16 protein-coding genes are annotated in these 21,495 nt (G+C 69.4%); 6 read left to right on the plus strand and 10 right to left on the minus strand.

The genetic code is table 11. From position 1 onward, the window contains the following. Positions 1-60: 60 nt before the first annotated feature. From AC50YM_RS07475 to sufU, 3 genes are all read left to right on the plus strand, one after another. Positions 61-2,664, plus strand: coding sequence for a helix-turn-helix transcriptional regulator (locus tag AC50YM_RS07475; protein ID WP_494956331.1), 2,604 nt, complete (start codon positions 61-63; stop codon positions 2,662-2,664). 73 nt (positions 2,665-2,737) lie between these two features. Continuing rightward, positions 2,738-4,045, plus strand: coding sequence for a SufS family cysteine desulfurase (locus AC50YM_RS07480; RefSeq protein ID WP_494956332.1), 1,308 nt, complete (start codon positions 2,738-2,740; stop codon positions 4,043-4,045). A gap of 12 nt (positions 4,046-4,057) precedes the next feature. Next, a complete protein-coding gene (sufU, locus tag AC50YM_RS07485; protein WP_494956333.1) occupies positions 4,058-4,540 on the plus strand; it encodes a Fe-S cluster assembly sulfur transfer protein SufU in 483 nt (160 codons plus the stop codon). A 116-nt stretch (positions 4,541-4,656) separates the two neighbouring features. Here sufU and AC50YM_RS07490 read toward each other — a convergent pair whose 3' ends face one another. Genes AC50YM_RS07490 through AC50YM_RS07500 form a run of 3 tightly spaced genes read right to left on the minus strand, consistent with a single transcriptional unit; the run spans position 4,657 to position 6,977 of the window. Then, entirely contained in the window at positions 4,657-4,878 is a 222-nt protein-coding gene (locus tag AC50YM_RS07490; protein ID WP_494956334.1) for an SCO4848 family membrane protein, read from the minus strand. A 3-nt stretch (positions 4,879-4,881) separates the two neighbouring features. Beyond that, entirely contained in the window at positions 4,882-5,379 is a 498-nt protein-coding gene (locus AC50YM_RS07495; protein WP_494956335.1) for a DUF2505 domain-containing protein, read from the minus strand. Between the two features lie 47 nt (positions 5,380-5,426). Next, complete coding sequence (locus AC50YM_RS07500) at positions 5,427-6,977, minus strand: SDR family oxidoreductase (protein WP_494956336.1); 1,551 nt, start codon at positions 6,975-6,977, stop codon at positions 5,427-5,429. A gap of 197 nt (positions 6,978-7,174) precedes the next feature. Between AC50YM_RS07500 and mfd the strand changes: the two genes are divergently transcribed. Together mfd and AC50YM_RS07510 are read left to right on the plus strand one after the other, a co-directional pair. Continuing rightward, positions 7,175-10,927 (plus strand): transcription-repair coupling factor, encoded by a 3,753-nt coding sequence (gene mfd, locus AC50YM_RS07505; protein WP_494956337.1) that lies wholly within the window; start codon positions 7,175-7,177, stop codon positions 10,925-10,927. A 3-nt stretch (positions 10,928-10,930) separates the two neighbouring features. Then, positions 10,931-11,773: a metal-dependent hydrolase gene (locus tag AC50YM_RS07510; protein WP_494956338.1), complete on the plus strand. Its 843-nt coding sequence runs from the start codon at positions 10,931-10,933 to the stop codon at positions 11,771-11,773. A gap of 65 nt (positions 11,774-11,838) precedes the next feature. On the opposite strand, the gene AC50YM_RS07515 is transcribed toward AC50YM_RS07510, so the two are convergent. From AC50YM_RS07515 to nirB, 6 genes are all read right to left on the minus strand, one after another. Next, positions 11,839-12,072 carry a hypothetical protein gene (locus AC50YM_RS07515; RefSeq protein WP_494956339.1) on the minus strand — a complete coding sequence of 78 codons (234 nt, stop codon included), beginning with the start codon at positions 12,070-12,072 and terminating at the stop codon, positions 11,839-11,841. 53 nt (positions 12,073-12,125) lie between these two features. After that, entirely contained in the window at positions 12,126-12,878 is a 753-nt protein-coding gene (gene deoC, locus AC50YM_RS07520) for a deoxyribose-phosphate aldolase (RefSeq protein WP_494956340.1), read from the minus strand. Positions 12,879-12,954: 76 nt separating this feature from the next. Beyond that, positions 12,955-13,815 (minus strand): FAD-dependent oxidoreductase, encoded by an 861-nt coding sequence (locus AC50YM_RS07525; protein ID WP_494956341.1) that lies wholly within the window; start codon positions 13,813-13,815, stop codon positions 12,955-12,957. A gap of 218 nt (positions 13,816-14,033) precedes the next feature. Then, a complete protein-coding gene (locus tag AC50YM_RS07530; protein WP_494956390.1) occupies positions 14,034-15,140 on the minus strand; it encodes a uroporphyrinogen-III synthase in 1,107 nt (368 codons plus the stop codon). A gap of 116 nt (positions 15,141-15,256) precedes the next feature. Next, positions 15,257-16,291, minus strand: a complete 1,035-nt coding sequence (gene cobA / locus AC50YM_RS07535) for a uroporphyrinogen-III C-methyltransferase (protein WP_494956342.1) — start codon at positions 16,289-16,291, stop codon at positions 15,257-15,259. Between the two features lie 2 nt (positions 16,292-16,293). Further along, the gene (nirB, locus tag AC50YM_RS07540) at positions 16,294-18,999 is read right to left on the minus strand and encodes a nitrite reductase large subunit NirB (protein WP_494956343.1); all 2,706 of its coding nucleotides are present in this window, start codon (positions 18,997-18,999) and stop codon (positions 16,294-16,296) included. 270 nt (positions 19,000-19,269) lie between these two features. On the opposite strand from nirB, the gene nirD reads away from it, so the two are divergent. Continuing rightward, positions 19,270-19,647 carry a nitrite reductase small subunit NirD gene (nirD, locus tag AC50YM_RS07545; protein ID WP_494956344.1) on the plus strand — a complete coding sequence of 126 codons (378 nt, stop codon included), beginning with the start codon at positions 19,270-19,272 and terminating at the stop codon, positions 19,645-19,647. Positions 19,648-19,674: 27 nt separating this feature from the next. Here the strand turns inward: nirD and AC50YM_RS07550 are convergent, their stop codons facing one another. Continuing rightward, entirely contained in the window at positions 19,675-21,420 is a 1,746-nt protein-coding gene (locus AC50YM_RS07550) for a phospho-sugar mutase (protein ID WP_494956345.1), read from the minus strand. Between the last annotated feature and the right edge of the window lie 75 nt (positions 21,421-21,495).

The following is a 21,495-nucleotide window of genomic DNA, read 5'->3' on the forward strand; positions in this document are numbered from 1 at the left end:
CTGGCCCGCTATTCTCCGGGCCAGTCCGCGTACCGCTTTGCCGGCGCAGGGAGGTCCGGGGTGGAAAGTCTGACTGAGTCTGCTGCACTGGTCGGCCGGACTGCCATCGTCAAGGACATTGTCAGATGTCTGCGCGACGGCGGGAAATCCGGCGCCCTCATCGTCGGCAACCCGGGCACCGGGAAGACTGCCGTTTCCAGGGCGGTGCTCCGGGAACTCCGGCCGAGCGCGGCCGTGATCCGCCTCGCCGCAACTCCTGCACTCTCGGCCGTGCCATTCGGGGCCCTGTCGCCCTATCTTGGTCAGCTGCCCGCACAGGATCTGGACTCATTTTCCGCCGTCGTGAAGACCGTGACGGACAACATCAAGGCGCAGCCCAGCAAACCGCTCTTCGTCATCGACGACGCCCAGTGCCTGGACCGCGGGACGACGCAGCTCGTGGCGCAGGCAGTAGCCACCGGTGCCGCCAACGTCCTGGCCACCTGCCGGCCGGGTTTGCTTATCCCCGAGGAATTCCTGGCCCTCTGGGATGACGGGATCCTGGCGAAGTTCGACCTGGAGCCGCTGACCCGGGCCGAAGTGCACCAGCTCTGCGAGCAAGTACTCCGGGCCGACGTGTCGCCCTGGGCCAGCGCGGTGCTTGCCGACGCCTCCGCCGGGAACCCCTTTATGTTGCTGTCCCTGATCGAACACGCCAGGAAATCCGGGGACCTGGGGCTTCGCCACGGGATCTGGTTCCTGCTCTCGCGTCCCGCCCTGTCCGAGATCCCGGGCGCTGACCTGATAGGCCACGAACTGCGCACGATGTCACCCGAGGAACGGACCGCTGCCGGCATTGTTGCCCTGGCGGGACCGCTTCCGCTCGGCCAACTGCTGGGGTTTGGTGGTCCGAAGGCTGTCGACGCGCTGGAACGGGCCGGGATTATCAGCGTGTCTCGAGGCGCCGACCGCACGGTGCGCCCCGCAAGCCCCCTGATCGGCGAGATCATCCGCCGGTGGGTTCCGGCGGGCAGAAGCGCGGGACTCCGTAACAGCTTCGTGTCCTTGCCGTCGGGAGCGGCTGTGCCGCCGGATGCCTTCCTGAACCGGGTCAGATGGGCACTGGATTGCGGAGCCGTCGTCCCGGCGGATCAGCTGCTGAAGGCGGCGTACGCGGCAAATGCCGCACTCGACGCCCCGGCCGCGCTGATGACCGCTGAGGCGGTGACGGACGATGCGATGATTCCCGAGGCCCGGCTGCAGATCGCTTATGCCCGGTATCTGTTGGGCCACCACGAACAGTCCGCGAAATTCCTCCAGCTCGCAGAGCCGCTCACAAACGAAAGATCCCGCTATCTGGCGGCGCTGTTGTCCGGCCGGCTGCGGAACGGCCAGCCGGCCTCCCGGCTGGACGCGGCGGTGACGCCGTCGTGGTTGGATCTGACCCCGATCGCGGCTGCAACGGGGACCGCCGGCAGCCAGGCCAGCCCGACAGACAGTGTGGGAAGGCTAAGCAGGCTGGTGGTGGCGGCCGGGGAGCGGCCCGAGCTTAGACTTCCGGCGGCCTCCCTGCTCGCCGAACTGCTCTGCGCCCAGGGCAGGGTGGCGGAGGGCGTTGGGCTGGCCCGCGATGCCTGGCAGGGGGCGCAAGGCTGGGACATGGCCTTGCCGCTCGTCTATGAGGACCTCCTGGTGCGCTACAGCCTGAGCCTGAACTGGGCCGGGGAGTGGGAGGCGCTCGCCGCCGCCCTCGATGAGTACGAAGCACACTACCCCTCGAGGCTGTTGCTCAGCGGCGGAATCCTGCACCTGATGCGGGGCCTCGCCCGCGTCCGTCAGGGGCGCATGCCCGAGGGCATTGCCGAACTCGTTCTCGGCGTCGAGGAACTCACCATTGCCGATCCCTGGGAGCTATTGCCCTTTGCGCACGCGGTCGCGGCCTACGCCGACTCCGTGCTGGGTCACGGTCAGGAGGCTGAGCAGCATGCGGCCGCTTTCCGGCTCTTCCGGTACCGCGGGCCGGGGGCGGTTCCGCTGCTCGCCGACGCCTACTCAACCGCGGCCGGCGGCGGCCCGGGCGGGGCCGGGGATGTCAGCCGGAGGCTCACCGGCCTCGCCGCGGAAGCCAAACGGCAGGGACTGCGGGGCGTCGAGACCGACATCAGACGGATTGCGGTGCGCCGCGGGGACACCGAGGCCGCTGACGGCCTCGCCCGCAGCAGCCTCGCGGTCGAGGGGCGCGAAGCGGGCATGCTGCACGACTATGCGGTCGCGGTGCTGCATGCAGACGACGCCGAACTCGTCCACATCAGTGATAAGGCGCTGCGGGCCGGCTACGTGTTGCTGGCCCTCGAAGCGGCGCAGCAGGCGGAACGCTGCCTGGCCGAGACGACCGACAAACGGAAGCTGCTGGCCGTCCAGCGCAAGATCCAGAACCGGATGACGGCCGCCGGGATGGCAGCGCACATTGACCTGGTCCGACCCGAGCAGGACGCGGAACTGACTGCCCGGGAAACCGAAATCCTGGACCTGGTGTCCGGCGGTGCCACGAACGCCGAGATCGCCAGCAGACTCTGCGTATCGCAGCGGACCGTGGAAGGACACCTCTACCGGGTCTTTGCCAAGCTCGGCGTCAGCCGGCGGGTGGATCTCATCGACACGGGCGGCGATTCGCACCGGCCCTGAGGGCCAAACCGGGGGCTGCCGTTCCGTGGGATGATGGACTGTAGTCCATCTAATCCGATTTGAGGAGGCCAGCGTGGCTTTTGCGGCGACGTCAGAGTCCCGGACCTTGCCCGCACTGGGCGACGACGAGGTGTTGCGGATCCGCAACGACTTTCCCATCCTCGCCAGGTCCATGGGCGGGCACCCGCTGATCTATCTGGATTCCGGCGCGACCTCGCAGAACCCGATCAGCGTCATCGAGGCCGAGCAGGAGTTCTACGAACAGCGCAACGCCGCGGTCCACCGCGGAGCCCACCTGCTGGCTGTCGAGGCCACGGAGTCCTTCGAGGACGCCCGCGAGACTCTCGCTGCCTTCCTGGGCGCCGGGGCCGATGAGATCATCTGGACCTCCAACGCCACCGAGGGCCTGAACCTGCTCAGCTACGCCTTCCTCAACTCGTCCCTGCCGGGCGCTGGGGCGGAAGCGGATCGCTTCGCCCTCCGGGCCGGCGACGAGATTGTGGTCACCGAGATGGAGCACCACGCGAACCTGATCCCGTGGCAGCAGCTCGCGCAGCGGACCGGTGCGACGCTGCGGTACATCCCCGTCGACGACGCGGGCGTCCTGGACCTCCAGGCGGCCGCCGGCATCATCACCGGGGCCACCCGGGTCCTCGCCTTCAGCCACGCCTCAAATGTCCTCGGCACCATCAACCCGGTCAAGACGCTGGTGGCGATGGCCCGCGCAGCGGGGGCACTGACCGTGCTGGACGCCTGCCAGTCCGCGCCGCACCTGCCGCTGGATGTGCAGGACCTCGGTGTGGACTTCGCGGTGCTGTCCGGACACAAGATGCTCGGGCCCACCGGCATCGGCGTGCTGTACGGCCGGTCCGAACTGCTGAACGCGCTGCCGCCGTTCCTCACCGGGGGATCGATGATCACCACGGTGACGATGGAACGCGCCGCGTTCCTGCCGGCCCCGCAGCGCTTCGAAGCGGGCACCCAGAAAGTCTCACAGGCCATCGCCCTTGCCGCGGCGGCAAACTACCTCACCGAAACGGGGATGGGCCGCGTCCATGCCTGGGAGTCCCTGCTCGGCCAGCGCCTCGTCGAAGGCCTCGCATCGATTCCCGGCGTCCGGGTCCTCGGGCCGGCGGCCGGCCAGGAGCGGATCGGCCTCGCCTCCTTCGACGTCGCCGGGGTGCACGCACACGACGTCGGCCAGTTCCTGGACAGCAAGGGAATCGCGGTCCGGGTCGGCCACCACTGCGCGCAGCCGCTGCACCGCCGTCTGGGCCTGACGGCCAGCACCCGGGCCAGTACCTACCTGTACAACACAACATCCGACGTCGACGCTTTCCTCGCTGCTGTCACCGGGGTCCGCGCCTACTTTGGAGCCTAAGGATATTCCCGCATGAGCCTTGAACAGCTGTACCAGCAGATCATCCTGGAACACGCCAAACTGCGGACCGGCAGCGGACTGACGGAGACCCCGGTTCCGGACGGGGCCTCGTCGGGGCAGTCCCACCAGCTCAACCCGGTCTGCGGCGATGAGATCACCGTTCGGGTCGCGGTTGCTGACGGCAAGGTCTCCCAGTTGCGCTGGGACGGGGCTGGCTGTTCGATTTCCATGGCCTCGGCCTCGGTGCTCGCCGACCTCGCCGAAGGCATGGACGTGGACGGCTTCACCCACGTCATCGACAACTTCCGTGAGGTCCTGCGGTCCCGGGGGAAGCTCGCCGCCGACCCCGAAATCCTGGGCGACGCCTCGGCCTTCGAAGGCGTGTCCAAATACGCTGCCCGGGTCAAGTGCGCCATGATCTCCTGGGTGGCGGCCGAAGACGCCCTGGCCCAGGCCCAGGCCCAGGCCCTGGCACCGGGAACGCCGGCCCATTAGCGCACCCGGGACCCGGGGCAGCCGCGCGGGTTCGCTGGCGACCCGGGGACCTGGCCGCCGTTGGTGCACCCGGGATCCGCGCGCCGGGACGCGGCCGGCCTGGCCGACCGGCCCGCCTACGCGAACAGCCCGGCGATTCCGATGGCCGCCGTCGCCGCGCCCAGCAGCATGGAAATGCTGACCAGGACGACGTGGACCGTGAAGAAACGCGTGGCCTTGCCGTTCCCGTCGCGGGCCCGCGGGTCCTTCATCACCCGGCGCAGGAACTGCGGCCAGACGGCGAGGGACCAGACGCCGGCCACGATCAGGACGACGGCCAGGATTGCCGGCATTTCCATGTGCTAGTGGCTTTCGAGCCAGGCCTGGGCCTGGGTGGACTGGATATTCAGGGCCTTGCCCACCATCGGCTCGGCAGCTTCGGCGATCTTTCCGCCCAGGAACGGCACGGAGGAGGTGACGGTGCCCTCAAGCTCGATCCGGGTGCTGCCGCCATCGGAGACCAGCCGCTGGACGGCGTTGACATCCAGGGGCGCGCCGGACACCTTCAGGGTGATGTTGCTCTGCCGCGAGCCGTCGGCGGCAGGGGCGTCCCAGTTCTCAAGCTGCGTCACCTTCAGGCTTTCGCCGACGAACTTCCGGGCCATTTCGGGCATCCGGTTGGTCGGGATGGTCCGCACCGTGGTGGTGCTGAAAGCGCCGGCCGTGTCGCCGTCGACGGTGAAGGACTCCAGGGTGCCGCCAACGAGTTCACTGGTGTGGCGCAGGAAGTCCTCGTTCACGAAGACTGCGGTGACGCGGTCGACGCTGTGCGGAAGGTTGGTGGATGCACTCAATGCCATTGGGGGTCCTCCGTGGGTGGAACTGGTCGTTTTGGGCTCCAAACATCCTACGTGGTGTGCCGGGCCGGATCCGATTCGAGGTCCTGGAGACTCTTGGCCGCGGCCGTGATGTTCCGTGACATGGCGGGAAAGATCAGGCTGTGGAATGGCAGCACGGCCAGCCAGTAGAGTCGCCCGCTGAGACCCTTCGGGAAGAAGATCGCGCGCTGGCGGTAACGGCTGCCCGTCCCCTCCGGCTCCACCGACAGCTCCAGCCAGGCCCGGCCCGGCGCCCGCATCTCGGCCCGCAACCGGAGCAGCCGGCCGCGGTCGATCCGCTCGGCCCGCCACCAGTCCACCACTTCCCCTTCGGCCAGCAGGTGGGGGTGCCGCCGGCCGCGCAGCAGCCCGGCCCCGCCCGTGAGCTTGTCCAGCCAGCCGCGGACGCGCCAGGCAAGCGGGAGGGAATACCATCCGTTGCGGCCGCCGATCCCTTCGATGATGGTCCAGACGTGCTTCGGGTCCACCTGGCTGGAGTAGGTTCGCTCGTCGACGTACACCCGGTGCCCGGCCCACTCGGGGTCGCTGGGCAGCGGATCGGCGTCGGCCCCTGCACTGGCCCAGGTCGTCTCGACCTGGCCGTCGCGCTCTTTGCCCAGGGCAAGCGCCACGGCCCGGCGGTACGGGGTGAGCCCGCCGTCGGGCTGGGGGATGTAGGAATCAATGTCATGTTCGCGCGAGACCGCGTCGTGCTGCAGGGACTCGACCAGGGGCAGCGACATCGAGAGCGGAATCGGGGTGGTCAATGCTACCCACATGCCCGCGAGCTTGGGCGCCGGAACGGGGAGAGCCAGCACCACGCGGTGCGGGAGCCCGGCCTCCGCAGCGTATTCCTGCATCATTCCTGCGTAGCTGAGGACCTGGCGGCAACCGATGTCGAAGGTGCGGTTGATCGGGCCTTCCAGCGAGGCGGCCCCGACGAGGTAGTGCAACACATCGCGCACTGCAATCGCCTCGATCTTGTTGCGCACCCAGCTGGGGGCCGGCATCACCGGGAGCGTCTCGGACAGGTGCCTGATCATCTCGAACGACGCCGACCCCGAGCCGATCACAACGCCGGCCTGGAAGACGATTGCGTCCACCTGGCTGCCGAGGAAGACCTTACCCACGGCCTCGCGGGACCGCATATGGGTGGACAATTCGGTGTCCGTGGGATGCAGCCCGCCCAGGTAGACGATCCGGTCCACGCCGGCGCCGGCCGCGGCCCGCGCGACGGTCTCGGCCATGGTCTTTTCCTTGGACTCGAAACCCGCCCCGGTGGCCATGGAGTGGACGAGGTAATACAGGACGTCGACGCCGTCCAGGGCGGCGCGCAGGGCATCGCCGTCGTCAAGGCTGCTCTGGACGACCTCGACGTCGGCCAGCCACGGAACGCCGGCGATCTTCGCCGGGGTGCGGACCACGACCTTGACCTTTTGCCCTGCCTCCAGCAGCCGGGGCACCAGCCGGCCGCCGATGTAGCCGGTGGCACCGGTGACCAGCACCGTTTTCGGCCTACCGGTCGCCGCGGGGGTGGTCTGCGCGGGCGTGGGCTGGGGGGTCTCGGGGGTGCTGGGCATGGTGACTCCTTATCGTCTATCAGGCATTCGGAGCGCCTTGACATTTGGACGGGCCGCGTATCCTGCCAGCCTAGACCCGGGGCCCTTGTGCGGCCCCGGGTCCAGGCTGCGCGGTAGGCTTGGGGGACCCGGGATTCTCGCGAATTCCGGCTATTCGTGTTGCCTGCATCCCGTGATCCCTTTCAGGAGCTTCAGCCATGAGCCTCAACGGCCCCTCTCTTACCGGTTTGCGCCGTGTCCTCGCCGGCGACCGGAATTACGCCCGTGTCCGGGCCGCGGCCTCGCGCGGTTTCGCCGACCGCAGCGAGGACTACCAGATCAGCGCCCCCGCCGGGCTGCGCTCCGCGCTGCTCGCGGAAATGGCTGACGGGCTGGCAACGCTGGCCGCGGAAACAGCGGAAACAGCGGAAGCCGCCTCAGCCGGAGCAGCGGGGGCAGCCTCAGCCGGAGCCGCGGCAGGGGCAGCCGCCGCAGTGGAAAAGACGGCCAACGGCAACGGCCTGGCGCCGGTCGTGCTGGCCATCACCGCCACCGGCCGGGAAGCCGAGGACCTGACCGAAGCGCTGCGCGCCTTCCTCCCGGCCGACTCAGTCGCCGAGTTCCCCAGTTGGGAGACGCTCCCGCACGAGCGGCTGTCACCGCGCTCGGACACGGTGGGCCGGCGGCTGTCCGTGCTGCGCCGGCTGGCCCACCCCGAAACATCCGCCAGCGGCGCGCTCCGCGTCGTCGTCGCCCCGGTCCGGGCCGTCGTGCAGCCGATCGTCGCCGGACTCGGCGAGCTCGTCCCCGTCACCTTGAAGGTCGGCCAGGAGGCCCCGTTCAGCAACGTCGTGAGAAGCCTCGCCGACGCCGCCTACGCCCGCGTGGACATGGTCACGCGCCGCGGTGAATTCGCCGTCCGCGGCGGGATGCTTGATGTCTTCCCGCCGACCGAGGACCACCCCATCCGGGTCGAGTTCTTTGGCGATGAAGTGGACCAGATGCGCTGGTTCGCCGTCGCGGACCAGCGCTCGCTGAGTGCGCCGGGTGTGCACCACCCCACCGAACTGCACGCCCCGCCGTGCCGCGAAATCCTGATCACACCCTCCGTGATGTCCCGCGCCGCGACGCTGAAATCCCAGCTGCCGGCCGCCGCGGACATGCTGGAGAAGATCGCCGGCGGCATCGCCGTCGAGGGCATGGAGTCCCTCGCCCCGGTGCTGGTGGATTCCATGGTGCCGTTCCTGGACCAGTTCCCGGCCGGCTCGATGGCAGTCGTCATCGAACCGGAAAAGGTCCGGACCCGCGCGCACGACCTCGCCGCCACGAACGAGGAATTCCTCGAAGCGGCCTGGTCCACGGCGTCCGACGGCGGGACCGCGCCGCTGGACCTGAGTTCCGCAGCGTCGGCGGCCCTGCACTCGGCCAGCTTCCGCTCGCTGACTGAAACCCGCACCGCTGCCCTCGAGCACGAGGTGTCCTGGTGGTCGATCACCTCGCTGGCCACCGACGAGGAACTGCTTCCCGACGTCGATGTCCTGAACCTGCATGCCCGGGAACCCCGCGGCTACCAGGGCGACGTCGCCGAGATGATGGCGTTCATCGGGTCCCACGTCAGGGAGCAGTGGCGGATCGTCGTCGTCACCGGAGGTCCCGGCCCGGCCCAGCGGCTGGCCGAGCTGTTCCACGACAACGACATCCCCTGCGCCCGGGTTGACACTCTCGACGACGCGCCGCAGGCCGGGCTGATCGAGATCACCACGGCCGCGCTGGGACGGGGTTTTGTGCTGGAGCCGCTCAAGCTCGCCCTGCTGACCGAGGCGGACCTGCTGGGACGGACTTCCGCCGGCTCCACCAAGGACATGCGCCGGATGCCGTCCAAGCGCCGGAACGCCGTGGATCCGCTGCAGCTCATCGCGGGCGACTCTGTGGTGCACGAACAGCACGGCATCGGCCGGTTCGTGGAACTGATCCAGCGCAAGGTGGCAGGGGGAGGGGACGGTGTCCGCGAATACCTCGTGCTGGAGTACGCGCCGTCCAAGCGCGGCGCCCCGGGCGACCGGCTGTTTGTCCCCACCGACCAGCTGGACCAGGTGACCCGGTACGTCGGCGGCGACACCCCCGCGCTGAGCAAGATGGGCGGCGCGGACTGGTCAAGCACCAAGTCCAAAGCCCGGAAGGCCGTCAAGGAAATCGCCGGGGAGCTGATCCGGCTGTACTCGGCCCGGATGGCCTCCCGCGGCTACGCCTTCGGCCCCGACACACCCTGGCAGCGCGAGCTGGAGGAGGCGTTCCCCTATGTGGAGACCCCCGACCAGCTGACCACCATCAACGAGGTCAAGGCGGACATGGAGCGGGAGATCCCGATGGACCGGCTGATTTCCGGTGACGTCGGCTACGGCAAGACCGAGATCGCGGTCCGGGCGGCCTTCAAAGCCGTCCAGGACGGCAAACAGGTCGCCGTGCTGGTGCCCACCACGCTGCTCGCCCAGCAGCACTACGAAACCTTCACCGAACGGTTCTCCGGCTTCCCGCTGGTGGTCAAGCCGCTGTCCCGCTTCCAGGCCACCAAGGAAGCGAAGGAGACGGCCGCCGGGGTCAAAGCCGGCTCCGTCGACGTCGTGATCGGCACGCACCGGCTGCTGTCCAAGGACTTCGCGTTCAAGGACCTCGGCCTGGTGATCGTGGACGAGGAGCAGCGCTTCGGCGTCGAACACAAGGAAGCGCTGAAGAAGATGCGCACCAACGTGGACGTCCTCGCGATGAGCGCCACCCCGATTCCGCGGACCCTGGAAATGTCGCTGACCGGCATCCGCGAGACCTCCACGCTGGCGACCCCGCCGGAGGAACGCCACCCGGTGCTGACCTACGTCGGCCCGTACACCGACAAGCAGACTTCCGCGGCGATCCGCCGGGAACTGATGCGCGAGGGCCAGGTGTTCTTCGTGCACAACCGGGTCTCCACGATCGACCGCACCGCCGCGAAGATCCGCGAGCTCGTCCCGGAGGCCCGGGTGGAAGTGGCGCACGGGCAGATGTCCGAGAGCCGGCTCGAGCAGATCATCGTGGACTTCTGGGAGAAGCGCTTCGACGTGCTGGTCTGCACCACCATCATTGAGACCGGGCTGGATATCTCAAACGCCAACACGCTGATCGTGGACGGTGCGGAGAAGTACGGGCTCTCCCAGCTGCACCAGCTGCGCGGGCGGGTGGGTCGCGGCCGCGAACGCGCGTACGCCTACTTCCTTTACCCGTCCGAGAAGCCGCTGGGCGAAGTGGCGCTGGAACGGCTCAAGGCCGTCGCCACGCACAACGAGCTCGGTGCGGGCATGCAGCTTGCCATGAAGGACCTCGAGATCCGCGGCGCCGGCAACCTGCTCGGCGGGGAGCAGTCCGGCCACATCCAGGGCGTCGGTTTCGACCTCTACATCCGGCTGGTCGGCGAGGCCGTGGCAGAGTACCGGGGCGAGGCGGAGGAGAAGGCCGCCGAGATGAAGATCGAGCTGCCGGTCAACGCCCATCTGCCGCACGATTACGTGCCGGGCGAACGGCTGCGCCTCGAGGCGTACCGCAAGCTTGCCTCGGCCGTCACCTACGAGGCGATTGATGAGGTCCTGGCCGAGCTCGTGGACCGCTACGGCGAGCTGCCGCTGCCCGCGAAGAACCTGATCGACGTCGCGCGTTTCCGCGTCGGCGCCCGCGAGGCCGGGCTCAGCGACGTTGCCCTGCAGGGCAACTTCATCAAGTTCTCCCCGGCGCAGCTGCCCGAGTCCAAGCTCATGCGGCTCACCCGGATGTATCCCGGATCTCAGTCCAAGCCCGCCCTGGACGCGGTACTCATTCCGAAGCCGAAGACCGCCCGGATCGGCGGCCGCGACCTGCAGGACGCCGAGATCCTCGAGTGGGCCAACGGCGTCATCCGCAATATCTTCTCCGACGCCGCGGTGGCTGCCGCACCGGCGGTGAAATAAAGAATGATGGGCGGACACCACGCCGCGTCGGGAGCCGCGGCGTGGGTGGCTATTGCCTCGACCGGTCCGTACACGCTCGGATGGTACCCGCTGGACGCGACCGGGATTGTGATCGGCGGGATGGCGACGGCGGGGACGGCACTGGTCTGCGACTGGGACCACCGCTCCAGCACCGTGGCGCACTCGCTGCCGCCGCTGTCGAACGTGATCGCCGTCGGCATCGAGAACGTCTCGGGCGGGCACCGGCAGGGGACGCATTCGCTGGTTGGTGCGGCCTGCTTTGTGCTGCTCGCGGCGCTGGCCGGGCAGCTTCAGCTGCAGACCGACTGGGGGCTGCTGTCGGTGGGCGCCGGGCTGCTGTGCATGTTCATGATCAACATCGCCGCGAAGGCCCTCAAGCTTTTCCCGAAGTACGGCTGGGTCAGCAACTGGGTCTTCGCCCTGAGCATGGCCGGGCTGGTGACCTGGTTCGCGCCGCACCAGTGGACCTGGCTGCCGGTCTCCATGCTGACCGGCGTGCTGGTGCACATTGTCGGGGACATGATCACCACCGGGGGAGTGCCGCTGCTCTGGCCGGTGGTGATCAAGCCGCCGAGGTTCCTGCGGAAACTGCCGCTGCTGAAGAACGTCTGGCGGGCCAACGGGGCGTTCTCCATCCCGCTGCTGGGCCGCGCCGGATCACGACGGGAGTGGTTCGTGCTGATCCCGGTCAGTGCCTACGCGATGATCGGCATGTTCGGTGCGGTGCTTGCCCTGGCCGAGGTGCACTGGCCGGCCGCCGCCGCCCTCGGCGCCGGTTGGGTCCACAGCCTCTACGGGCTGCTCGCCGGCGTCTTCGTCGGTTAAATGGCCGCCGGTTAAATGACTGAAGCTCCGGAGATCCGGAGCTTCAGTTCGGGAAGTACTGGTGCTTAGACTTCGCCGGCGGAATCGGAGCGGCCGGTGACGGTCTGCGGAATCCAGAAGGCCAGGGCGAACAGGACGAGGCAGGCGGCCATCGGCCACGGGTTACCCAGCGTCAGAAAGCTCAGCGAGTAGAGGGAAGCGAAGAACAGGACCATCATCAGGGCGAACAGGATGATGCTCGAGCCGCGGCTGTTCTCGTTCTGCGGCGTCGTGGCGGTGGTGGTGTTGTTGCTGGACATTCGTTCCTCCTCGGCCCCGTGGGGCTCAAAACTGTGGCGGCTGCCGGAGCGGATCAGTACGCGGAGGAACCCTGTTCACCCTTGACGATCGCGATGCCGGAACTGGCGCCAATACGTGTTGCACCTGCAGCTATCATAGCCTGTGCGTCGGCGAGGGAACGCACGCCACCCGAGGCTTTGACGCCCAGGTCCGGGCCCACCGTGCGGCGCATCAGCGCCACGTCCGCGGCGGTCGCCCCGCCGCCGTTGAAGCCGGTGGAAGTCTTCACAAAATCGGCCCCCGCCGCCACTGCGGCCTCGCAGGCCAGCACTTTCTGGGCGTCATCCAGCAGCGCCGTTTCGATGATCACCTTCAGGATGGCGCCGCCGTCGTGGACGGCGTCCGCGACGGCTGTGATGTCATCGATGAGGGCGCCCTTGTCGTTGGCCCGGGCCGCGGCAATGTTGATCACCATGTCGACCTCCTCGGCGCCGTCCAGCACTGCGCCGCGGGCTTCGAAGGCCTTGACGTCGCTCGGTGTGGCACCCAGCGGGAAACCGACCACCGAGCACGTCAGCACGCCGGAGCCCTTCAGGGCCGTCTTGACCGTCTTGACCCAGAGCGGGTTGACGCACACCGACTTGAACCGGTACTCGGCGGCCTCGGCGCAGACCTTGAGGATCTCGGCCTCGCTGGCCTCCGGCTTGAGCAGCGTGTGGTCGATGTAGGAGGCAATGTCTGCCGAATGTTCGGAGCTGCGGGAGATCCCGGAGTCCGGCGCGGCAGGGGTGGCGGTGCCGGCAGTCGCGGCGGCTTCGTTGCTCATGGTGGTCCCTTCGTGGCTTCTCAGGTGTCCATCTTGCCACAACGGACCGGCCGCCGGAGAGGTACCGGGCAGGGGGTCAGGCGGCGTCCGCGAGGGACTCCGCGATGCCGGCCTGGAGCAACTGGGAGGCGCAGACGGAGGCAGCCGAGGACGCGGCCACGAGCAGTCCGAGGCGGACGCCGTCGAACACGGCGGCGTCCCCGATCGCCCAGATTCCCGGGACGGACGTGCGGAAGTCACGTCCGATCACGATCCCGCCCTGGCGCGCCGTCTTCAGCCCGGCGCTGACCGCGAGCGCGTCGCGGGCAATCGGTTCCTCGGCCAGCACGACGAGGTCCCCGGCCATGCTCGAGCCGTCCTCGAACACAATCCCGGCGGCCGGGAGGGCGGACCCGGCCAATGAGGGAACGACGGCGGCCGGCCGCTGCGTGGTGCGGATCGGGCGGACACCGCGGGCGCGCAGCACAGCCTCGGCCTGTCCGGCGGCGGTCCCGGTGCCGACCAGGATCCCCAGCGGCCGCCGGCCAAGGACCCGGGTGACGTCCTTGACCGCGTCGCCCAGCCCGGCGGCGTCGTCGATCGTGGAGTAGCTCAGGCACCGGCCTTCCCCGGCGAGCGGCGCGCCGGCGGGGGTGGAGCCGGTCGCGATGACCAGCTGGTCGTAGCTGAATTCCAGGCCGTCCGCGGTCGTGACACAACGGCTGTCGGGGTCGATGTAGCTGGCCGGCTGGCCGAAACGGATCGAGACCTGCGGGAGGGCGGCGAGTTCCAGGAGCCCGGCGGGCGCGTCGTCCCGGTTGCTGAGGACCGTGATGCCACCCGCGAACGGGGTCCGGGCGAGCTGGCGGACGAGGGCCTGCGCGGCCGGGCCGGCCCCGGCGATGACGATCCGGGGCCGGGTCTGGGAGTCGGCGGGGACGGTGGGGGTGGCGGACATGGTGAGCCCTTTCGCTGGTGGCCCGTGGTGTGGCCTGACTGCTTGATGTTCCCCAGCGTAGGCGGGTGATCTTTCCGGCAGGTTTCCCCGGTGTTGCTAAATTTTGGCCGCCCGTTCGCCAATGTTTACCCCCCGGTAACAAACACCAACCAACGCGGGGGCACTCCGCGCCCAGAAAACACCTGGGGATGGGCGCGGAGTGACCCCGCGTTGTCTTGTTAGACGCGGATCCGGTAGCCGCGTTTCACCACGGTTTCCACCAGACGGCCGTCCGGCAGGGCGGAACGCAGCCTGCTGACCGTCATGTCCAGCGCATGCACGGAGCCGCGGAGTTCCAGCAGTTCGGACAGTGCCTCGCGGGACAGCACGGCGCCGCCGGCGCCCAGCAGCGCCCGCAGCAGCAGCAGCGGGGCGGGCGCCAGCTCCACCGCCCCGCCGTCGATCCGCAGCGAGCGGCCACGCAGTTCCACCCGGCCCGACACGGTGTCCAGGCGGCGGACGTGGTTGAGGGCAAGGTGTTCGACGACGAGCCGGATCAGGGCGCCCATCCGGAACCGCTCCGGGACCAGCGGCTGCAGCCCGGCATCGATCAGCGGCTGCGCCGTGATGGGGCCGACGACGGCGGTGGCGACGTTGGTCTTGAGGCTCGCCACGAGCTCCTTGTACAGTCCCATCTCGTGCGCGGTGCTCCACATCGCATCCACCGCGGGGGCGCTGGTGAACGTCAGCACGTCCAGGTTGCCGCTGCATGCGGCCTCGATCAGCCGCGGCAGCCGGTCCGCGCCGTCGGGCTTGACCCAGCGGTACGGGGTGACCGTCAGGACCGTGGCCCCGGACATCCGGAGGCGCTCCAGCTGGCGGACATCGGTGTAGCCATGCAGCTGCACGGCGACGGTCTTGCCGCGCACCCCTTCGGCCAGCAGCATGTCCACCAGCGTGGCGGTGGTCTCGTCGGAGCTGATCCCGACGTCGGCCAGTCCGGCCGCGCGGACCGCGCCGCGGGCCTTGGGCCCGCGGACGAACATCCGGGTGGCGCCGAGGGTTTCCAGCAGCTGCTCGCCGATCCCGAACGTGTCCGCGGCCTCGCACCAGCGGCGCATGCCGTAGGCGGTGGTGGCGATGCACAGCTCCGGGCGCGCGGCGATGATGGCGCGGGTGTCCTCGATCAGGGTCAGGTCCTCCTGCACGGGGGCGATCTTGAGCGCCGGCGCGTGCAGCACCTCGGCGCCGCGCCGCTCCAGGGCCTCGATCAGGTCCTGGGAACGGCGGTGCGAGGTCACGCCGATCCGGAAGCCCTCCAGCGGCAGTTCCGCAGTCTCCGGCATGGCGTCCGGGGCAGCCCCCGCAATGGTGGCAGCCACCGACTCCGCCGCGGCCCTAAAAGCGGGACCGGCCGCGGGCGGTGCCGCCGGAGCGGCGGCGTTCAGTGCGCTCACGGCCCTCACGCCCCCATCAGCGAGGCGGCCAGGCGGCCCAGTTCGGCTTCCGCGTCCGCGCAGCCCCGGTTGGCCTCGGCCACCCGGACGACGTCGCCGATTACCAGCACGGCCGGATTGCTGCACTCAGCGGCCGCCGTCGTGATGGTGCCCAGCTCGGCGATGGTGGTCCGCTGGCCGGGCAGATAACCGCGCTCGACGACGGCCATCGGCATGTCCTCGCGCATCCCGGCCCGGCGCAGCCCGGCGGCGAGCTGGTGCAGCGTGCCGATGCCCATCAGCACCACGATGGTCCCGCCCAGCCCGGCGAGATGGGTGTGTTCCTTCTCGGTCAGCGGGGCATGGCCCGAAACGACGGTGAACAGGTGGCTGACCTCGCGGTGCGTGACCGGGATCCCGGCCGCGGCCGGGACGGAAATTGCACTGGTCACCCCGGAGATTACCCGGACCGGAACGCCGGCCTTGACACAGGCGGCCACTTCCTCGCCGCCGCGGCCGAACACGTACGGGTCGCCGCCCTTGAGCCGGACCACGTTCTTCCCGGCCAGCGCGGCCTCCACCATAAGTGCCTCGATGCCGGACTGGCTGACCGGGTGGTGGCCGGGGCGCTTGCCCACATCCACCAGTTCGGCGGTACTCAGTGCGGGCAGCTCCTGGTGCGGTGCCAGCCGGTCGAAGAAGATCACGTCGGCGTCCCGCAGGGCCTGGATGGCGGCGACGGTCAGCAGCTCGGTGGTTCCCGGTCCGCCGCCGACCAGGGTGACGTGGCCGGCGGGGCCGGCTGCGGGTTCGGCCGCGACCGGGATGCCGGTTTCCCGGCAGCGGTCCAGCAGCGGCTCCCAGCCCGGCTGGCCGTCGTCGACGGCGGCGACCAGGAAGGGGCGCTCCGGCAGGGGCCCGTCATGGCGGGCGCCGCCCGGGCCGCTGAGCCGCGAGACGACGGCGCCGGCGGCCCGGTAGCGGCGGACTGCCTGGTGTGCGGCGGCGTCCGAGCCGGTGACGAGCACCTCGCGGCCGGTGAGATCAATGTTGAGCTGCATGGCTATACCTCGTTCTCGTCAAGCAGTTCCGGGGTGGTGGCACGGACCGGGATGGAAGAACCGATCAGGACTGGCTGCTGGGCCTTTTCTTCTGCGGTGGCGGGGCGCATCTGGCCGCGCTCGTCGGGCACGAAGGTGATGGAATCGTCCTTCTGGTCCGGGGCGTTGACAAAGGAGCGGAAGCGCCGCAGCCGCTCGGGATCCTTCAGCGTGTCTGCCCACTCGTCCACGTAGGTGTCAACGTGCTTTGCCATCGCGGCTTCGAGGTCCGCGGCGATGCCCAGGGTGTCACGGACCACCACATCCTCGACGTGCTTGATGCCGCCGGCGAGTTCCTCCTGCCACCGCGCCGTGCGCTGCAGGCGGTCGGCGGTGCGGATGTAGTACATGAAGTAGCGGTCGATGTACTTGATCAACGTTTCGTCGTCGAGGTCCTTGGCCAGCAGCTGGGCATGTGCCGGGGTGGCGCCGCCGTTGCCGCCGACGTAAAGGTTCCAGCCGTCCGCGGTGGCGATGACGCCGACGTCCTTGCCGCGGGCTTCGGCGCATTCGCGGGCGCAGCCGGAGACGCCCATCTTCAGCTTGTGCGGGCTGCGGAGGCCGCGGTAGCGCAGCTCCAGCGCGATGGCCATGGCGACGGCGTCCTGGACTCCAAAGCGGCACCAGGTGGAGCCGACGCAGGACTTCACGGTGCGCAGGGACTTCCCGTAGGCCTGGCCGGACTCGAACCCGGCGTCGACCAGTTCCTTCCAGATTTCCGGGAGCTGCTCCAGCCGGGCGCCGAACATGTCGATCCGCTGGCCGCCGGTGATCTTCGTGTAGAGGTTGTACTTCCCGGCGACCGCGGCAATGACGCCGAGCTTCTTGGGCGTGATCTCGCCGCCGGCGATCCGCGGGACCACGGAGTAGGTGCCGTCCTTCTGCATGTTGGCCAGGGCGCGGTCGTTGGTGTCCTGCAGGGTGCCGCGGCCGGCGTCGAGCACGTAGGCGCTGTTCTGGCTGGCCAGGATGTTGGCGATGGTGGGTTTGCAGATGTCGCAGCCGTCGCCGGTTCCGTACTTGGCCATGACCTCCTCGAAGGAGGCCAGCTCCAGGACCCGGATGGTCTCGAAGAGTTCCTGGCGGGACAGTTCGATGTGCTCGCAGAGGGCCTTGGAGACCTCGACGCCGGACTTGGTCAGTTCGGTTTCCAGCAGCTTCTTGAGCATCGGCACACAGGAACCGCAGCTGGTCCCGGCGCGGGTGCAGCCCTTCAGCTCGCCGAGCTCCCGGACGGGGGCGTTGCCGTCGCAGGCCCCGCAGCCGTTGACGGTGTCGCGGATGGTTCCGGCGGACACGTTGTTGCAGGAGCACAGGATGGCGTCGTCCGGGAGTTCCGTTTCCGGTGCGTCGCCGCCGCCGGCCGCGGTGAGGTAGGCGCCGGGTTCGGCGGCCAGTTCGCGGCCCAGCATGGGCCGCAGCGAGGTGTACGGGGTGGCGTCCCCGACGAAGATGCCGCCCAGCAGGGTCTTGGCATCGTCCGTGGTGACGATCTTCTGGTACACCCCGCGTGCCGGGTCGGCGTAGACGATTTCCAGCGCGTGCTCGGTCCGGGCGAAGGCGTCACCGAAGCTGGCAACGTCGACGCCGGAGAGCTTGAGCTTGGTGGCGGTGTCGAAGCCCGGGAAGGTCGCGTCGCCGCCGTGCAGCCGGTCCGCGACGATCTCCGCCATGGTGTTGGCGGGTGCCACGAGGCCCAGGCACATGCCGCCGAAGTTGGCGACCTCGCCGATCGCCCAGATGCCGGGAACCTGCGTCTCACAGCCGTCGGAGATGACGACGCCGCCGCGCGCACCGAGCTGGAACAGCGGAGCGGTGTCCTCAACCGCCGTGCCTTCAACCGCCGCGCCGTTGGCGCCGCGGAACAGCTCGTCGCGGGGCTTGACGCCGATCGCGACGATCACCAGGTCGGCGTCGACGGTGCGGCCGTCGGCCATCAGCACCCCGGTGACCTGGCCGTCGTTGTCGGACAAAACTTCGGAGGGGAACACCCCGCCGTGAACAGTGAAACCCTTGGCTTCGATCAGGCGTCCCAGGGCCTGCCCGGCGCCCTCGTCGAGCTGGGTGTTCATCAGCCAGGGGGAGCCGTTGATGACGATCGGGGTGGCGCCGAGCTGCTCCGTGCCGGCGGCGGATTCCAGGCCGAGCAGACCGCCGCCGATGGTGACCGCGTTGACCTTGCGGCCCAGTTTCTCCGTCAGGGCGACGATCGCCTTGTTGATGGCCCGGACATCTTCCAGCGTGCGGTAGACGTGCGTGAGCTCGGATCCCGGGATCGGCAGGCGGGCGGCGTCGGAGCCGGTGGCGATGACCAGCTCGTCGTACGGATACACGGTGCCGGCCGCGGTGGTCACCGCTTTGCCGGCGATGTCGATGCCGGTGACGCGCTCGCCGGTCTGCAATGTGAGCGCCTCGTGGTCCCACATCGCGGCGGAGCCCAGGGTGAGGTCGACCTCGGAATCGGTGAGCGCCTTGCTCAGCGCGACTCGGTCGTAGGGGAGGTGCGCTTCCTCGGTGAGGACGGTGACGTTCCAGCCCTCAAGGCCCCGGGCGTGCATGGCGTCGGCGAAACGGTGGGCGGCAGGGCCGCCGCCGGCAACCACGATGCGGCGCGGTGCTGTGCGGCGCGCTGCGTCCTGGTTCTGGGGGCTTGAAGTCTGTCCGGTCACGGTGGGCCTTTCGCAATGGCCGCAGTCGGTTGCTCTGCGCCCTTCTCAATCGAGGTGTCCATCCAGACTAGGCAGCCGCAGTTTCGCTTCAGTTTCCCTTATGTTTCGTGATCTTAACTTCTGCATCACGAACGCGTTTCCGGCGGCGTGAGGTCTCTTTTACCCGCCGGACACATTCATTGCACGCTGCCGAAACACCCCCCGCCTAGCTTGGGTATGTGGCCGCAGCAGCGGTTGAGCCCGGAACAGATGGATCAGAGAGGGGCCGAAATGACTGCCGTACTTGAGAGCGCAGCACGGAGCTTTGTTGAACACCCGAGCTATGGGACCGGCTGGCACCGCGTGTGCGCCGTGGCGGACCTGGAGCCGGCCTGGGGCGAGGTCGCGCTGATTGCCGGACGCCAGGTGGCGCTGTTCCGCACGGTGTCCGGTGACGTTTTTGCCGTCGCCCAGGAGGATCCGGCCACCGGGGCGCACGTGATGGCCCGGGGTATCACCGGCTCCCGCGGCCCGCGTCCGACGCTTGCCTCGCCGCTGCACAAGGAGGTCTATGACCTGGCGACGGGGGAATGCCTGGGCTCGCCGGGACTTCGCCTCCCGACCTTCGGCACCCGGATTGTGGGCGGATACATTGAGGTTGAGCTCTAGCGGCCTACGCCCGGAAGCTCCCGGAAGCTAGAGCCCCAGCGCCTCGCGGACGTCCGCGAGGACGCCGTCGAGCGCGGCCCTTGCTTCCTGCCGCGCGGCCGGAAGTTCGGCAGCGGAGCCGACGCTGCGGATGACCTCCAGGTAACACTTGAGCTTGGGCTCGGTGCCGCTGGGGCGGATGATGATGCGGCTGAGATCCTTGGTCAGGTACAGCATGCCGTCGGTGGGCGGCAGCGCCGCGCTGCCCGCGGCGAGGTCCGTGACGGTTTCGACGGCGGAGCCGCCAAAGGATTCCGGCGGGCTGACGCGCAGCCGGTTCATCATGGCATCCAGCAGACCCAGGTCCGCGACCCGGATGCTGAGCTGGTCGCCTGCGTGCAGCCCGTGCACCAGGGACAACTCGTCGAGCGTGTCGAAGATGGTCTTGCCCTCCGCCTTCGCCGCAGCGGCGAATTCCGCGATCAGCACGGCCGCGGAGATCCCGTCCTTGTCCCGGACCAGGGAGGGCGCGACGCAATAGCCCAGTGCCTCCTCGTAGCCGTACAGCAGCCCGGGGACCCGGGCGATCCACTTGAAGCCGGTCAACGTTTCCTCATGGGCATAGCCCGCCGCCGCGGCGATCCGGGCCAGCAGCCGCGAGGACACAATCGAATTCGCGAACACCCCTGTTTCTCCGCTGCTGCTGCCGCCGGCCGCCAGCCGCGCCACGATGTGCGCGCCAAGCAGGGCGCCGACCTCGTCGCCGCGCAGCATCCGCCAGTTGCCCGTGTCCGGATCCTTCGCGGCAACCGCGGCGCGGTCGGCGTCGGGGTCGTTGGCGATCACGATGTCCGCCTCGACCCGGGCGGCGGTTTCGAGGGCCAGGTCCAGGGCGCCGGGCTCTTCGGGGTTCGGGAAGTTCACGGTGGGGAAATCGGGGTCCGGTTCGGCCTGCTCGGCCACCAAGGTGACGTCCGCGAAGCCGGCTGCGTGCAGGACCGCCACCGCGGTCCCGCCGCCCACGCCGTGCATGGGGGTCAGGACAATCTTGAGGTCGCGGGCCGGGAATCGCTCCGGGAGGGCCAGGGCCGCGACGGCGGCCGCGTAGTCGCCGGCGATGGACGGCTCCAGCACGGTCCAGCCCTCGGTGGCCAGGGCCACGCCGGAGAGCTCACCGACGGCGGCGATTTCCGCCGCGATCAGGGCATCGAACGGTGCCACGATCTGCGTGCCGCGTCCGCTTTCCTCGACGGCGTGCCGGCCCAGGTAGACCTTGTACCCGTTGTCCTGCGGCGGGTTGTGGCTGGCGGTGACCATCACACCGCCGTCGCACGCCAGGGCGCGCACCGCGTAGGCGAGCAGCGGGGTGGGCAGGGCGGCCGGCATCAGGAAGGTCTCGACGCCTGCGGCGGTGAGGATTGCCGCGGTCTCTTCCGCGAAAATGGCCGAATTGTGCCGGGCGTCATAGCCGACGACGGCGCGCGGCCGGGTGCCGGGGGCGGCCTTGGCAACGGCGCCGGTCAGGAAGGCGGTGAACCCCGCGGCGGCGCGGCGCACCACGACGCGGTTCATCCGGTTCGGGCCGGGGCCCAGGGCCGCCCGCAGGCCTGCGGTGCCGAACTGCAGGGTGCCGCTGAAGCTGTCGGCAAGCTCCTGGCGGGCCGCTGCGGAGCCGTCGCCGGCGAGCCGGACCAGCTCGGTCAGGGCGGCGGCGGTGGCGGGATCCGGATCCTGCGCGGCCCAGGCCCGGGCATCGCTCAGCAGGCGGGTGAGTTCGGCATCGGAAGACGTCATAGGAACCAAACTAGTGCCATTCACCGCGGATCCCTGCCCCGACGAGCGGGAGCGCGGCTTTAGAGTCGGGCAGGG

It is taken from the genome of Pseudarthrobacter sp. RHLT1-30-1, from assembly GCF_059383415.1.

What these genes read in the sequence shown, in the direction of transcription:
- sufU (WP_494956333.1), top strand. Translation starts at nt 4,058, where the DNA reads ATGAGCCTTGAACAGCTGTACCAGCAGATCATCCTGGAACACGCCAAA.
- AC50YM_RS07490 (WP_494956334.1), bottom strand. Translation starts at nt 4,878, where the DNA reads ATGGAAATGCCGGCAATCCTGGCCGTCGTCCTGATCGTGGCCGGCGTC.
- AC50YM_RS07495 (WP_494956335.1), bottom strand. Translation starts at nt 5,379, where the DNA reads ATGGCATTGAGTGCATCCACCAACCTTCCGCACAGCGTCGACCGCGTC.
- AC50YM_RS07500 (WP_494956336.1), bottom strand. Translation starts at nt 6,977, where the DNA reads ATGCCCAGCACCCCCGAGACCCCCCAGCCCACGCCCGCGCAGACCACC.
- mfd (WP_494956337.1), top strand. Translation starts at nt 7,175, where the DNA reads ATGAGCCTCAACGGCCCCTCTCTTACCGGTTTGCGCCGTGTCCTCGCC.
- AC50YM_RS07510 (WP_494956338.1), top strand. Translation starts at nt 10,931, where the DNA reads ATGATGGGCGGACACCACGCCGCGTCGGGAGCCGCGGCGTGGGTGGCT.
- AC50YM_RS07515 (WP_494956339.1), bottom strand. Translation starts at nt 12,072, where the DNA reads ATGTCCAGCAACAACACCACCACCGCCACGACGCCGCAGAACGAGAAC.
- deoC (WP_494956340.1), bottom strand. Translation starts at nt 12,878, where the DNA reads ATGAGCAACGAAGCCGCCGCGACTGCCGGCACCGCCACCCCTGCCGCG.
- AC50YM_RS07525 (WP_494956341.1), bottom strand. Translation starts at nt 13,815, where the DNA reads ATGTCCGCCACCCCCACCGTCCCCGCCGACTCCCAGACCCGGCCCCGG.
- AC50YM_RS07530 (WP_494956390.1), bottom strand. Translation starts at nt 15,140, where the DNA reads ATGCCGGAGACTGCGGAACTGCCGCTGGAGGGCTTCCGGATCGGCGTG.
- cobA (WP_494956342.1), bottom strand. Translation starts at nt 16,291, where the DNA reads ATGCAGCTCAACATTGATCTCACCGGCCGCGAGGTGCTCGTCACCGGC.
- nirD (WP_494956344.1), top strand. Translation starts at nt 19,270, where the DNA reads ATGACTGCCGTACTTGAGAGCGCAGCACGGAGCTTTGTTGAACACCCG.
- AC50YM_RS07550 (WP_494956345.1), bottom strand. Translation starts at nt 21,420, where the DNA reads ATGACGTCTTCCGATGCCGAACTCACCCGCCTGCTGAGCGATGCCCGG.